Source organism: Cohnella herbarum, from assembly GCF_012849095.1.
GTDB classification, from domain to species: domain Bacteria; phylum Bacillota; class Bacilli; order Paenibacillales; family Paenibacillaceae; genus Cohnella; species Cohnella herbarum.
The window spans coordinates 20,584-34,893 of sequence record NZ_CP051681.1; the positions used below are offsets into that span (position 1 = coordinate 20,584).

At 39.0% G+C, this 14,310-nt stretch carries 10 protein-coding genes and 1 pseudogene; 2 read left to right on the top strand and 9 right to left on the bottom strand.

Going from position 1 to position 14,310, the window contains the following annotated elements:
* Positions 1 to 44 precede the first annotated feature (44 nt).
* The gene (locus HH215_RS35190) at positions 45 to 548 is read right to left on the bottom strand and encodes an NUDIX domain-containing protein (RefSeq protein ID WP_169279568.1); all 504 of its coding nucleotides are present in this window, start codon (positions 546 to 548) and stop codon (positions 45 to 47) included.
* A 441-nt stretch (positions 549 to 989) separates the two neighbouring features.
* On the opposite strand from HH215_RS35190, the gene HH215_RS35195 reads away from it, so the two are divergent.
* Positions 990 to 1,943 carry a tyrosine-type recombinase/integrase gene (locus HH215_RS35195; protein ID WP_248551631.1) on the top strand — a complete coding sequence of 318 codons (954 nt, stop codon included), beginning with the start codon at positions 990 to 992 and terminating at the stop codon, positions 1,941 to 1,943.
* On the top strand, positions 1,940 to 2,911 hold the full coding sequence (locus HH215_RS35200; RefSeq protein WP_169284721.1) for a tyrosine-type recombinase/integrase: 972 nt from the start codon (positions 1,940 to 1,942) through the stop codon (positions 2,909 to 2,911). The genes HH215_RS35195 and HH215_RS35200 overlap by 4 nt, the downstream gene beginning before the upstream one ends.
* Before the next feature lie 71 nt (positions 2,912 to 2,982).
* Here HH215_RS35200 and HH215_RS35205 read toward each other — a convergent pair whose 3' ends face one another.
* From HH215_RS35205 to HH215_RS35240, 8 genes and pseudogenes are all read right to left on the bottom strand, one after another.
* Positions 2,983 to 4,008: a tyrosine-type recombinase/integrase gene (locus HH215_RS35205; RefSeq protein ID WP_169284722.1), complete on the bottom strand. Its 1,026-nt coding sequence runs from the start codon at positions 4,006 to 4,008 to the stop codon at positions 2,983 to 2,985.
* A gap of 396 nt (positions 4,009 to 4,404) precedes the next feature.
* Complete coding sequence (locus tag HH215_RS35210; protein WP_169284723.1) at positions 4,405 to 5,463, bottom strand: hypothetical protein; 1,059 nt, start codon at positions 5,461 to 5,463, stop codon at positions 4,405 to 4,407.
* Complete coding sequence (locus tag HH215_RS35215) at positions 5,463 to 7,112, bottom strand: hypothetical protein (RefSeq protein WP_169284724.1); 1,650 nt, start codon at positions 7,110 to 7,112, stop codon at positions 5,463 to 5,465. Before HH215_RS35215 ends, HH215_RS35210 begins: the two co-directional genes overlap by 1 nt.
* A 475-nt stretch (positions 7,113 to 7,587) precedes the next feature.
* Positions 7,588 to 8,817, bottom strand: coding sequence for a DUF4062 domain-containing protein (locus tag HH215_RS35220; RefSeq protein ID WP_169284725.1), 1,230 nt, complete (start codon positions 8,815 to 8,817; stop codon positions 7,588 to 7,590).
* An 843-nt stretch (positions 8,818 to 9,660) separates the two neighbouring features.
* Entirely contained in the window at positions 9,661 to 9,963 is a 303-nt protein-coding gene (locus HH215_RS36645) for a transposase (RefSeq protein WP_248551630.1), read from the bottom strand.
* Positions 9,944 to 10,291 (bottom strand): annotated as a pseudogene (locus tag HH215_RS37125) (IS5 family transposase); the annotation flags it as partial. The pseudogene HH215_RS37125 and the gene HH215_RS36645, both read right to left, overlap by 20 nt.
* 14 nt (positions 10,292 to 10,305) lie before the next feature.
* A complete protein-coding gene (locus HH215_RS35235; protein WP_169284728.1) occupies positions 10,306 to 12,297 on the bottom strand; it encodes an ATP-dependent helicase in 1,992 nt (663 codons plus the stop codon).
* Positions 12,290 to 14,281 (bottom strand): ATP-dependent nuclease, encoded by a 1,992-nt coding sequence (locus HH215_RS35240; RefSeq protein WP_169284729.1) that lies wholly within the window; start codon positions 14,279 to 14,281, stop codon positions 12,290 to 12,292. The genes HH215_RS35235 and HH215_RS35240 overlap by 8 nt, the downstream gene beginning before the upstream one ends.
* Positions 14,282 to 14,310: the final 29 nt, after the last annotated feature.

Sequence of the window (14,310 nt, forward strand, 5' to 3'; positions counted from 1 at the left end):
CGAAGCGTGAATATGGTGTTATGTGATGTCCCAGCCTTCGAAGCTTAACCTTCAATTAATCTAGGCGTTTTATATATACTTCTATTCATTATCCATTCTGTTAAAGCATCTCTAGTCGGAGCTCCCATTATAAAATTAAGATCATCTTTTGGATGCACTACATAATCGATAATTTCATTTATTGGTATCCATGCAATTCCTACTTGATGTAAATCTGGAGTCTGACCTACTAAAGCAATTCGATCGTGGTTTACCGTGCAGTGAAATGTAAAATCTATTTGGTGTATTTGTGGTTCCAATTCAAAAAATTTCGAGTCCCTTCTAGCTATAAATTCATTAATAAATATGAGTTCATTCCAAATGACTTCTAAATCAACTTCTTCTTTTACTTCTCTTTTCAGGGTTTCAATAATGCTTTCCCCATGATTCTGTCCTCCACCTGGAAGAACATAAAATGCTCCTTGAACACCAGTTCTTCTCAAAACGAGTAACTCTTCGTCTTTGATTATTACAGCTCGAGCCGCAGTTCTAATGTTCAGAGCAAACACTTCTTTCCACTAGTTTTTAATAAACTTGCTGGGATTTCACATAACGTTCTTGTATTCACGACGTCCAGCTCCCTTAAGCCCGAAGGGCGGCCGAGATGCGGTTAGGGAGTTGGATGTGTCCGGCTGTTCCCACTTCCCTGTTCTGAGTTCACTCCGATCGAATCCTCTTCAACTTCTGTCGGACCGAGGGCCGAATGGCCCGATGCGTGAATATGGTGTTATACGAACCGGGAGGAGGTGAGCACTCCCCCTAAAAGTGCCGAAAAACCCTTATATATCAACGGATTTTCGCGTTTGTAAAACCCTTCCAAAAGGCTGTAAATAACCCGAAATTTCGTGGAAGTTAAACGCAGTCGTACATCCAAATGTTTTACGAACCTCCCCCTGCTCACTTCGTATATCTGCTTTGCTTCGCATATCCAATAAGGGAGGAAATGCGAAGTGTCTCAACCTAATATGATCGATTGGTCAAGCCTGGTTCATTTGTTCCTCATGGACTGCAAGTCCAGAAACTTGGCCAAGACGACTATTCGCCGTTATCGGGACGGATTGAAAAACATCGAACAGCACTTAAAAACCCAAAATCTCGAATGGTTTGATTTGACTTCCGATTTGTTAAAACATCGCATCATCCCCAGTATGCTTGATGGGGCATTGTCCCTGAGAACCGTCAATTGCAACCTGGCTATTATCAAAGAACTTTTCGCGTTTCTCGTGGCTGAGAAACAAGCTGATTGCAATATTGCGGATGGACTAAAGCCTTTTAAAGTCCAACCCTCTTTGATGCATACTTTCACGGATGCTCATTTGACGCGACTGTTCACTCAACACGATCGTTCAACATTTACTGGCTTCCGTAATTACATGATGATGTTGATTTTGCTTGAAACCGGCATACGCCTGAACGAACTCACTCAACTCCAAATCACAGATGTTCTATTAGATGAAGGAATGGTACGTGTTCGGCATGGGAAAGGCAGAAAGGCCAGAATGGTGCCGATTCAGCGAATTGTATCTCATGAGTTACATCTTTATTTGCTGGAGCGAGGAACGTTGTACACGGATCGGCTGTGGATCACGTTGGACAATCGCCCATTCGATGAAGGTGGCATTCGAACCATGATTTCGCGGATATGCAAAACCGCAAACATTCAGGATGTTCAATGTTCCTGCCATACTTTTCGCCATACCTTTGCAAAAAAGTATTTATTAAACGGTGGCGATATTTTCTCGTTAAAAAATATTCTCGGGCACTCACGGATAGAAACAACTGAAATGTATGTTGAACTTTTCTCGCGCGATTTGCAGATCCAACATGAGAAGTTTAGTCCGCTGGAACAGATCATTCAGGAATTCCCCTCTATCTTCACCGAAAGCGAGGTGCATGGGGAATGACTATCGGACGCAGACAAAACAAATTAACAAAGGTCGATAAGGCGAGCGACGCCAAGCAACAGTTAAGCTATAGCGATCTGCTTCACTCTTTTATTCTCGATTGCAAATCAAAAAAACTTTCGCCACTCACGATTCGTTTTTATCAGGATAGCGCAAAACAATTGGAAGCTGCCTTCCGGGACCAGGAGATTGTACTGGATATTTACTCTGTCACTTCCCGAGATATTAAGAATCATTTTATTGCCTATCTATTCGAACAAGGAAAATCGGACAATACCGTAAATGGACGCATAAAGGCCATTAAGCAATTCCTGAGATATTTATTTGAGGAAGGCTGGCTCCTTCAGAATCTTGCAAACGAGATTCATGCCACCAAAGCTGAAAAGTTGATGATTCAAACCTTTACCAAAGAACAAGTCGTCGCCTTGTTGGAGCAACCGGTGCGAAATACGTTCTCGGGCTTTCGGGACTACACCATGATGCTGGTTCTTTTTGAAACGGGAATGCGAATCAGTGAATTATGTAATTTGAAGATTGGCGATGTCTTTTTTAAGGAACAAGAAATTCGTATTACAAAAGGAAAAGGGGGAAAAGCCCGCCGCGTGCCTATGCAACAAACGTGTGCTAAAGTGATACGCCGTTACCTGGATATACGTGGAGACTTGGAGACGGAAGCGCTGTTCGTAAACTTGAACAATGAAAAGATCAGCACCCGAGCGCTACAGGAGAAAATGCATGATTACGGTCTTGCTTCGAGCATTAATGGGGTAAGGGTATCCCCTCATACCTTCCGGCATACGATGGCCAAGTTCTATATCTTAAATGGCGGTGATCCGTTCACGCTCCGGCGAATATTAGGCCACGCCACGCTTAAAATGGTCGAATACTATGTTGAGCTATTTAGCAGCGATATTAAGCAACAGCACAAAAAGTATAGCCCGGTTGAAAACATGAAACGTATTATTTGAACCTTGCCATAAGCAGCAGCGAAGGCCATTCACAACGGAATGGCCTTCGCTCTTCAACCTGATTGAAATATTTAAATCAACCTGTTTTGATACAGTCGGCGCACGGGGGAAGATTTCGCATGCTTCGATTTCATTTCTGGACGCCACAAGTTAACGTAACGCTTCACCATATCCTGAGAAGTATGGCCGAGAATATCTTGCAAGCTATACGGATCGCCCTCATTGATAATGTACATTTTGGCGAAGGTATGCCTTAACGTATGAGGACTTACCCGAACGTTAGTGATTCCGGCATCTTTACCGTATTGATGTAGAGCTCCTTGAAAAGAGCGAACACCGAGCGGACGACCATCCAGTGTGACAAAAAAATGAGATGAGTGGATGTCCCCTCTTGCTTTGATATATCGGATTAAGAGCTTACGCACATCATCACAAAAAGGGATGTCCCGCGGCTTCTTGCTTTTCCCAATGACACCAAGAAGCTGATTCTCTTTAATATCGACCTGATTCATTTTGAGTTTTGTGATTTCGCCGACGCGCAGTCCACTGTCGCAAATCAAGGATAGAATGACAAAATCACGAAACCCCGTAAACGTGTTTTGATTCGGCTGCTTGAGCAGGGCTACAACTTGCTCTTCGGTGAAGGATGGAATGGTTGGTTGATGACCTTTGCGTGTTCGTAAGTGTTCTGCCGGGTTGTCTGGAATCCAGCCTTCTTCGTATAAAAATAAAAAGAAACGCTTGATGGATTTAATTCGATTATTGATCGTATTGAGCTTGTAGCCTTTTTTCTCAACCATAGCCATAATAAACTTATTTCGCAGCAAGTCAGTCGATACATGATAGATGTCGGCTTCGATCTCTTGCTCTCGCAAAATTCGCTCATAACATTTCAAAGTGCTCATTTCAAACTTTACGGTATCCTCGCTTGATGTTTCAGCGCGGCGGGCCTGAACAAATAATCTCACGGCTTCTTCCCACGTTAGCCGATAACCCGCGTTGGAAAACGATTCTACATCGTATAAATCATTTCTGCGTCGTTTATTCGATCTATCACTCTGACTTTGCCGAAACAGGCTTACAACATTTCCGCTCATCCTCGTCCCTCCAAACAGATGTACTCTGAAATCCCCCTCACTATTCGTTTCATTTTCCGGACAAAACCGGACCCTCTAAAAATCAATTTGTCAGCGTTCTATAGCCTCAGGCGAAGCAGATTGTCAGATTGAAATGCTCCCAAAGATCCGATCACAGCGTTTTCCAATGATAAACTTGTGCGGTTACTGCGACAACCAGATCAATCCACTTTCACCGGGCCTCGATTAAAACTAAGTTTTGGTTAACCGGCGAGGCCCGGATTTATTGCTATCCCTTCCCGCCGGGTCTGTCCGAAAGTACACACATGAAAGTCGCTTAAAGAGAAGCATATTGAAAGTGCCTTTATTACATGGATAAGAAGCAACAAATTCTCCCACAGCAAGCTGCGGGAGAATTCATTTGCTTCCATGTTCTAACTCCTGTACCTTATTCAATATGTCCCCTCCCGGATCACAATCCTCCGCAGCTTCTCGCACCAATTGGATATAAGTGGAGAATGACTTCTTGGTTATCTCATCCTCACATGTTACAACAAATCGCTCTAACTCCTCGGCGTAATCGCGCAACTTGTTCGCTTTAACCCAATTCTTCATTTGATTCTCAATGTTTTGTTTTAGTTTCTGTTTGCGAAGAATGTACTCTTCAAGTCGCTGAAGCTCCTGCTTCTTGGATTCTTCTATGGCTTCAAGACGTTCCTTCTCTTTTTTCTTTACTTCATATTCGCGCTCAGCTATATGTCTAGATACGCTTATCCCAATGGCATTTTTCAAACAATCTATGAGAATCTCACCTATTTGTTTTTCAAACGGTCGATCCAGGGTTTCATTAAAACAAAGGGATTGGGCCGTTTTATTTCTGTGTGCGTAACCGAAAATCTCTGTGAACTCCATCCTGAGCAAACCACTGGGGATCTTTTCATACATGGGACTTAAACCCGTCATACTTCCAGATTGTAAATTCGACAAAAAAGAACGTCTTTTGACCATAATTTCGATCAATGAGGCGGAATACTCATGGTCTAGTAATCGTATCCGGATATTGTCCTGTTCTCCTGCAAATACGTCCACCCTCCCACCCAATTCACTAATTGCATCAATTAAGCTATTCATAATTCCATATGTCCGATTGGCTTGCTTATCAGATACGTCTATGAACAACACAGCTTTGTTCCTGCGGTTTTCAACCTTTGAATTCCTTAGCGAATATGGATCAATCTCTTTATAAAATTGATGTTCTTCGTCACGTGCCTTGCGGTAAGCAATCTCTTCCTGATATTCTATGATTAACGGATGTAGGTACTTATTGTGCTTCACAGCTTGAATATCCTTGCACCATTGATTAAACTTGGTCATTGATTCCGGTATTAGCAGTTCAATTTTATCAAGCTCTTTTAGCTGATTTATCGGATAATTGTTCATGTCCTTTAGTTCTATAAAACCATGTCGCCACACCACTATTCGACCTCCTGACCGGAAAAAGAGAACCCGCCTCTTAGCAGATCATCAACTAATTCTTCAAGCTCAGCTTCAGAAGTCATCCCCTCAGGCACTAAGTAACGGCTCAAGTTATCATTTAGCAATGCTGAAAATGAGCCTAAGAAATCCGAGTTCTCAGGATAATCATATTTATATAAATACCTATTTCCATCTTTATAATGTCTATGAGAAAATCCCGTTCGGCTAGGAAGCCTTGACAAATGAATTCCAACAATGCCCGATCTAATCTCAGTAAGTCGATTGAAGTCCTCCTCGAATTCCCCCTTATAATTCTTCCGCTTGATCAGCCTTGAAATATCTATAGTAAACTTTAATTTATATTTCATTTCTTTCACTATTTTATGGATATTCACAACATCCTCTGCTGTTTGCATCAAATACTTTGACTTTCCACTTTGCTTCTGAGGTCCATTAACTAAAGCAATTTTTATGGTTTTATATTTTTTTAGGCTTTTTTCGAGAATCGAGTACTGCTTGAAAAACTCCTCTTCACCATAGGTTTGAGAGCGTAGAGGGGATAACAATTCCAGTGTGTCAGGCATACCATACTTGGAGAATGTATCCATCAGATTCTTTAAAACAACATCAAGTCGTGCTGCGTCTTTCCATAACAAATCATTGTCTTTCTCATAGCTCAGGCGCAAAATGTACGCTTCATTTGGAGCAACCTTTAAAGCACCTGTTGTCGTTTCTAGAAAGGTCATATTACTCTTGATATCTACAGGGTACATCATGCCTTTCGTCGTTACCGGCACTAACACATTAATCCGTTTTACCAGGCTCACTCTTCCTGTAGAAATACATAGATTTACATACTCAGGCCAGTAGCCCTCATCACTTGCATCATCAAATACCCATACATACATGATCAGCATTTCCAACTCGCCTTTATGACCATTAATAAAAGGACGATGTTCGTTCTCTCTATAAAGAACATCCATATTAAACGGATTATCATTGTATCTATGGTTGTAACGATTGATATAATAGAAATGCTCTGATTCCCTGGTATAAATGCGTTCAATGTACTCATCAAAAAAAGCACCTGTATAGCTTTGAGCAAACTCGAATAAATTTACGCCATAACTGCGGTACGTCTCTTTTACCCAACCAACCAGATTGTCATCCAAATACTTAAATCCGGAAATGGATGGTTTTTCTGTCTCTTTTGCTTTTATCTCTTTTGCCAGAATGATCAATTGATCTCGATACTGCTCAATTTCTGTTCCTTTCATTTTTGTACTGCTACAGAACTTATGAATCGTATCCTCATAATCCTCGGCACTGTAAATAAGATGAACGTATTTTCGTTCATACATCCATGACTTCAGTAATCGATCTATCCGGCTCTTTGTTTTTTTGTAGTATTGAATAACAAAGTCCTTACTTTCAGGAAAGAAGCCTTCTATCTCTTGGAAGATTTTTAATGCTGATTGTTCTGTTTTGATGTTCTCATAATCGTATTCTTCCGGATTCAGATAATGATTAAAATAATCCATGACATACTTCAGAACCGCGGACATATTTTCGGAATGATTTTTAAAATTGAATTCATCAAGGTTATCTTTTTTCTTCATCTTTATTATGTATTGTTCAACTGTAAGCATATAGTCCCCTCACTTTCAAATCGTCAGGATTCAAATACATAAAATTTCAAATCCATAGGCAACTTATTAATGATTTTCGACAGACGATAGGAATTTCCTGTGATAAAGTGTGTATAGTTAGTAAAAGTGGGGAATTAGGCATAAATAAAAACCCTTCCGAAGAAGAGTTTGATTTGAGTATATGGTACGGTCGAGAGTGCTCGAACCTCCACGGGGGGTTAGCCCACACGAACCTGAATCATGCACGGTAAAGGGAACCGAGCGGAAATCATGTCCCTTTAGGGGAACCAAAAAACTGCAGAAAGCCTACAAGATCAAGGGATTTCGGCGTTTCACATACCCTTTCCTAGTGCCACAAGGCGTCTCGGGAAATCATCAAAAAGTGAGCGAAACTGGACGTTTGAGAGAACTCGGAGAGAACGACACTCGAATCAGCCCTGCTCCACTACCATCGACAAATTTTAGCGGAGCAAAATTAATCGTTTAGCAGGAGTAAGTAGTCCTGTTTAACATTCTTCAAAATGAGGGAATCTAAGCTATCTTCAAAATCATAGTATCCCCACTCTTGAAGAGTGTTCCGAACAAATTCTTTAATGACTTTATCAATATTAACATCTTCATCTACAGTTGACGTCCAAATCGAATTACGGGAGTTAAAATGTACATCTGACATTGATGATGAAAAAACAACATCAGTATTTATACCCTCTTCTGGAGAATTACTTAACGTAATCCCTAGCTTTCTTAATCTCTGGCCTGAAACAATCGGACTATTTACGACTTGAGCTACTGAAACTAAACAAAGTGTTATTAACCAGTTAAGCGGAATGAAAGGGTTTATCGCCCTCCATTGGATCATTGCAACACCAACGTTATCATATCGAACTTGAAACACTGGGGCAGTTGTATCTTGCGTTTTACATGTTACTGAGACAAAATCTTTGCCATAGCGTTTTGAACCCACGTTTTCTGGATAAACGGACTGTAATACTGTGGTCGCCCAGTCAAATATATATTCCTTTTCATTTGTATTGAAGCTAGAGTAACCATCATCGTAACCGGCTACAATGCTCAACCAGAATCCATCTGCGTTAGCGTGACTTGCCAACGAAAGATAGCTATGAAAGTCATCTAATGAATTGGGTTTCGATTTTTCATTTTCTTGTATATCAATTAACAGATTACTTTCTTTTTTTTTAGTTATTTCTGAGGCAGTTACATTGAGATACTTTAATACCAGCTCTTTTATTTCACTAGTACTTTTGAACACATTGTAGTAAGAATTGTCTCTAATAGAACTTTGGTAAGCTCTCAGTGCTTCGAGTTGCATTGGGTCAATGGTAGATGGCGAATATTTTTTGTCTGAAAAATATAATGCTACTGGTTTTTCTGAGGATATAAACTGATTGATTTCCTCCACGGTTCCTGATTGGTCTTTACCCGTCGGACTACCAAGCTTTGTCCAAAACATGGCTATCATAATATCGGAATTGTGGAGGATCTGTTTATTTATGCTTTCTTGCGGACGTATATTTATTTCAGGAACAGTATCTGTCTCCCACATCCTGGGCATATAGATTAGATTAAAAAATTTTGAATGATCCCTGTTCCATTGAAGAACACAATCTCTGACTATCTCTCTCTCTTTCTTCAAATCACCCGGTGATGCAATTACTATTTCATAAACTTGCGCTGAATAAGCCAACTAACTCACTCCTAGAGTTATCATAATATAATAGTATCAGATATCCTAAACACCTGCATAAAATTATCAAACTATACTGAATACTCAAGAGGGTGTCTCCGATATCTCCGATATGCCGTACTTGACCTGGCTTTTGACCTTTCCTTTTGTTCTTGTTCTTTGTTTTAATCGTCTGCACTTCCGGAATGGCTTATCATTTCAAACTTCCTGGTCTTTGAAAAAAATCGGAACGCAAATAAGGAAAAGTGCGTCAATGTAACCTAAGACCACTTAGCTGCAGCTCTCGGCTCTTAGTAGCCATCGTTCGCTTACTCCGTATGACTGAACGAGCCTGGGGAGCCAAATAGTATCTTTTTATGAAGGACTAGAAAATAGGGGATATGGTATTATTGGAGAAAAACGAGAGGCAGCGTTAATAGTTCCTTAATCTAATGATTCGCATTAGCCTTATCGCTGGAATGTCGCCGTTCACGTACTTTGTCGGTGCATTATTCACCGTCAATGACGTGAGCGTAAACACTGGAATTTTTTCCGCCGCGATTCAATAAACGCGCCTTCCATTGAATCGCTCCACTGCAAAGTTTGGCTTCTTCGCTCCATAACGCCTTTAACCCACCAGCAGCATCTTATATAATGAAAGCCAGCTCTGCTAGGCTGTGTATTCTAACCTCATGACAACAAAATCATGGAGGAAGCTAACTTTAAAAAGCAACAAAAGTACACGTTAATTTATCGTAACGTGTAGCCAGTCGCCGATTATGTTTCAGTTTATTGAAGAGGCATTCGACCAAGTATCGCTCTTTAAACAACCACCAGTCGGTCGATCGTTGAACGGTACGATGTTTACAACTGGGAATCACAGAATTCGCTTGCTTTTCCACCAACAACGAGATGATTTTTATCAGTGTCATACCCACGATCAGCTAAAATGTGTTTGCCCTTGATATCAAGGGACTGCAATATCTCGTAACCCGCCACACAATCGTTGATATTGCCTGCCGTCACTTCCATTTGGAGGGAATTGCCCAGAGCATCCACAACCGCGTGAATCTTGAAGGTTAAGCCTCCTCGAGATCGTCCGATCGCTTGAATTGCTGCCCCCTTTTGCTCCCGCGCCATATTGGTGAGCACGGACGATGGAGGCATCAATCATGACACTTTCGGAATCAGGTTCAGTGGACAGCACCTCTAGCATGCGATCGAATATGCCCGTCTTCTCCCATCGGCGGAATCGGCTGTGGACGCTGCTCCAGGAGCCATAGTATTCTGGCAAGTCCCGCCACGGCACTCCTGAACGGATCACCCAAAGCATGCCATTGAGCATCTTACGGTTATCCGTAGCAGGGCGTCCTCTTTGGAGTTTTCGTTCTAGCGGCAAAAGATCTTTTAGTTGTTCCCATTGATCGTCTCGTATCGTCTTCTCATATGAATAATTTACCAAACCATTGCGGGTTTTAGTAGTTTGAATACACACCCTAGTACATAGAACTATTCAATTCTTTTAAATCCATAAGTCTCTAATTGGTTCCTGTCTTTTGCATTTAGTTTCGGCACAGCCCATATTAATGAATATTTAGCTCTGGTGCTTGCAACATATCCTATTCGTTTTGATTCGCCTTCCTCTTCCATCCACTGTTTCCAATGCCCACCGATACTCTTTTGATCTTTACTCGAAACGACCATTACACTTTCGAAACCACAACCTTTAGCAGAGTGGATTGTATTAATTCTTATTGACATAGAGGTCTCAAGCATTGATATCGCGTCGATGGCACTTTCTGCTGTACCTGAAGGTGTACGTAAAATAGGTAAACTATTAAAATCACGCGGATTTTCATCATATTCATTTAAATTTTTATATGTATTCAGCAAGATAGAAGGGAGTTGTTCCCTTGCTGTTTTATACCACTCACCATATTTTTTATTTTCAAAATTATTTATAAAAGAGTTTGAGCAACAGGCTTGAAGGAAATCCTTGATAAAAATCCGCCATCTGAATGCAGATTTAATATCAATTGGACAAAAATAATTATCTTTATTTTTCGATCCACCTAACCATTTTTGCAATTGCTTTCCTGCAAGTTCTAACGCCATTATTCTAGTTGATTGTTGTTTCGCTTTCCAAAGTTGAATTGCATCTAATATCAAATGAACGCTTCTTTGATCTAAACGTACTTGCAAATTTGATTTTAATGAAAGTTGACGAACTAAAATAGAGGAACTTTCAGGTTGGATATTGAATAGGTTTAAGAATGACAAATATTTTTCTTGAAGTACTTGTAAGTCATCATATTCATAGTAACAAACACTATTGTCACTTAATTTATTGTTGGTTCTTCCTGCTATTGTTGTTGTGATAGAAGATATACGATTTGATACATCAACAATCGGTTGACAGCTTCTAAAATTATCAGTTAATTTATAACAAATAAAGTTAGACAGGAACTCCTTTGTATATGTTGGGTTGGCATTCTTAAAATCGTAGATGGCTTGATTTAAATCACCAATAAAATGAAGTATGTTTCCAGCATCTTTTAATTTCTCAAGGATTTGAATTTCGATCCACGATAAGTCCTGACACTCATCAATTATAATTATTGGAAACCTCTTGGATATTATTGAAGCTACTTTTATATTTTCTTGCAAAGCCTTAAAAGCAATGTTATTCATATCTTCAAAATTTGCAAATCCATCTTTTAAAAATTTAACTTTGTCACTTATGAGTTGTTTCTTAACGTATTCAATTTTATATAACTCGTTATTATTATATTTATTTCGAGTATCTTGAACAAATCTCTGAAAGTTTTTTGAGTTATAGTATTCAGTAATAGTTAATTTGTAATTTTCGGAGAATTGTATATAGTAATCTTTTTTCTGATAATCATAATATATTTGATTTGCGTAAATACTTTCTTGTTTTCCAACTCCATAGACATAGGGAATTTTTGACTTATAATTCTCTAGCCAATGATTTTTAAAAGTATCCATCATTTTATCAACCAACCGATATGAAAAGTCGCCATTTCTCCCATTATTACCAAAAAATTTGTAGCCGAATTTTTGAGCAATAAATCCATGAAGAAATCCTGTTAGTGTCCCAATATAGTGTGGGTGTAATGAGGATAGTTTCGAAAATTGCTCAACGCGATTTTTTATTGTTTCTGTAGCTTCATTTGTGAACGTTAGTACAGCTATTCCGTTGTTTCTATCTGTCCATTTGCTTATTTCATATGACATCTTCATCCCAACAACTTCGGTTTTCCCACTTCCAGCGCATGCCTCTAAAAAAATGTTTTGCTTAATTGAGGAAAATATATATTGGAGCTGCTGCTCCGTCTTTTCTGAAATGCGGCAAACATACCGCTCTTCCTGCGACGATGATTCCTTGTTTGGATTATGAGAACAACTGTCGCAATGAAGAGGGTGGTCTTTCCTGCATAAAACTTTTGACAGTACCTCTTGCATTTCTTCTTTAGTCATGTAAATCACCACCACAAGACCAAATTACTGCATCCTCAATATATTTTGGGACATTTATCAGCTTGCTGATATTTTGCAATATTGCCGTCGAATTAGATTTTTCTGAAGCAATCTTAAACAGTTCATTATTGATTTGAGTTTCGATTATTTCTGCAAATTGTTGAGCAAAAGTTCCTTTACCTATATTCTCATCCTCAATATGCTCAATAATAAACTTTGCATCCTCACTCAAAAGATTCTCATCAACGTATTTATTATCGTACTCAATAATTTTTTCACAATCCTTACTTACCTTTCCATTTCCAGTAGGCCACAAAATTTTAAGCGTTTGCGCCATTAATTTTGTGTTTTTTTCCATAGCAAGATCATATTCAAAAGTTTTTAATGGCGAATGAAATAATCGTGCCCACTTGCTTTTGTTAACATCTTCAATTAATGCTAAGGCGCTATTGTTTCCTTTTGAAGTATTACTGGGAAGTGGGTATGTCTCGATTAACTTTTTTTTGGGCCTTCCGTCATCACTCAAAATTGGCATTCCAACTTTATCGAATAAAGAAATTTCCGTTTTCCCCGGATCATTATCAGTAATACCAGAACAACGGATTGGTAATGTTTCTTCTCCCGAACTATCATCACAATCGGAGAACAACTTCAAAAAATGTTTAAAATTAATGCCATTTATATTTATAACTGAGACCCCTGCCTCTTCCAAGGAACTCGGCAATGGTTTTTTTGAAGTTTCAATTACTGAAATATTATATTTTGCCAGCGTTATTTGCGCTAACACAGGAATTAACATGGCTTCACTGATACCTTCTACTAAAATGATTCCTTTTGAAAAAAGTAACGTTGATTTTGTAACATCTAACCACCGATTTAAATAACCTTTACTATTGCCCATATTGATATCTTTCAAAGCAGTTGCAACAAAATTCTCATCCTTTTGCACGATATGAATTAAGTTGTCTATACTTATTGATGAAGCTAAGACAGGGGAATGTGTTGTAATGACCACTTGAGTATTATGCAACATATCTGTCAACTGCTTTAGGTACTTAATAAATTTTACTTGCAATTGAGGATGTAAATGAGCTTCAGGCTCCTCAATCAGTAATACCGTCACCAAGTTATTGTCTTTTAGCAACTCAAGTTCGGCGAATACTGTAGCGATGTATAAAAGGTTGTTGTAACCTAGACTATTTGTTGCAATATCTCTGAACTTATTGGGATCCGTCTCTCCGCTAAGAGGAAAAAACACCATTTTAATACTCTCAACCACTTTATTAAAAGTTGTCTCTGCAAACTGCAAATTGACACTTTGTCCAAGATGACTTCCCAAGGTTTCCACTAATTTTGTGTTTATGTTCTTTTTAGCTGCTTCTATTTCATTATAGTTCCCATCAGCATTACTAGTGATTATGTCGTTAAAACCTTTGACGCTATCGACAAGTTTCTCTTTATTATCACCATATTGCTTTTTTAAAAGCTGAGCAAGACGAGATTTTTTTCCGTTCACTAATTTCTCTTCAGCATCTCTTAATGGTGGAAAATAAATGCAATCAATACATTCGAAGGTTTCTTCTTCGAAAATACTTGCTTTTGATTGTCCTCCCCAAATTTCTTTTTTATAGTAGCCTTTCCGGTTGGGATTGGCGTTTACTTCTAAATGGAGTTGTGCTTTGAACTCAGCATCACACCATGATAAGAAGGTTACTTCTTCATCTGGGGTTAATGAATCAAAGGTGATATCAATTTTAATATTTTCAGAAGAAACTTGTTTATCGAGCGATATAAAGAAGTCATCCTCCGATATATTCATATATGAAAACTCATTTTCTTTGAGAATTAACCTCAATGCATTTATTATAGTGGTTTTCCCTGATCCATTCTCACCGACTAAAACATTAAGTCCTTTGTTAAATTTTATTCGTGAGGTTTCCTTCGCATTTTTATACCCAGCCACTTTTAGCTCAGATATGTACATTACCCCACCTCTTTCTAAGCCTTTGAAAT

Bases quoted from the DNA above. Each gene is read 5' to 3' on its own strand.
- HH215_RS35200 (WP_169284721.1), top strand. From the start codon at position 1,940: ATGACTATCGGACGCAGACAAAACAAATTAACAAAGGTCGATAAGGCG.
- HH215_RS35205 (WP_169284722.1), bottom strand. From the start codon at position 4,008: ATGAGCGGAAATGTTGTAAGCCTGTTTCGGCAAAGTCAGAGTGATAGA.
- HH215_RS35215 (WP_169284724.1), bottom strand. From the start codon at position 7,112: ATGCTTACAGTTGAACAATACATAATAAAGATGAAGAAAAAAGATAAC.
- HH215_RS36645 (WP_248551630.1), bottom strand. From the start codon at position 9,963: ATGCCTCCATCGTCCGTGCTCACCAATATGGCGCGGGAGCAAAAGGGG.
- HH215_RS35235 (WP_169284728.1), bottom strand. From the start codon at position 12,297: ATGACTAAAGAAGAAATGCAAGAGGTACTGTCAAAAGTTTTATGCAGG.
- HH215_RS35240 (WP_169284729.1), bottom strand. From the start codon at position 14,281: ATGTACATATCTGAGCTAAAAGTGGCTGGGTATAAAAATGCGAAGGAA.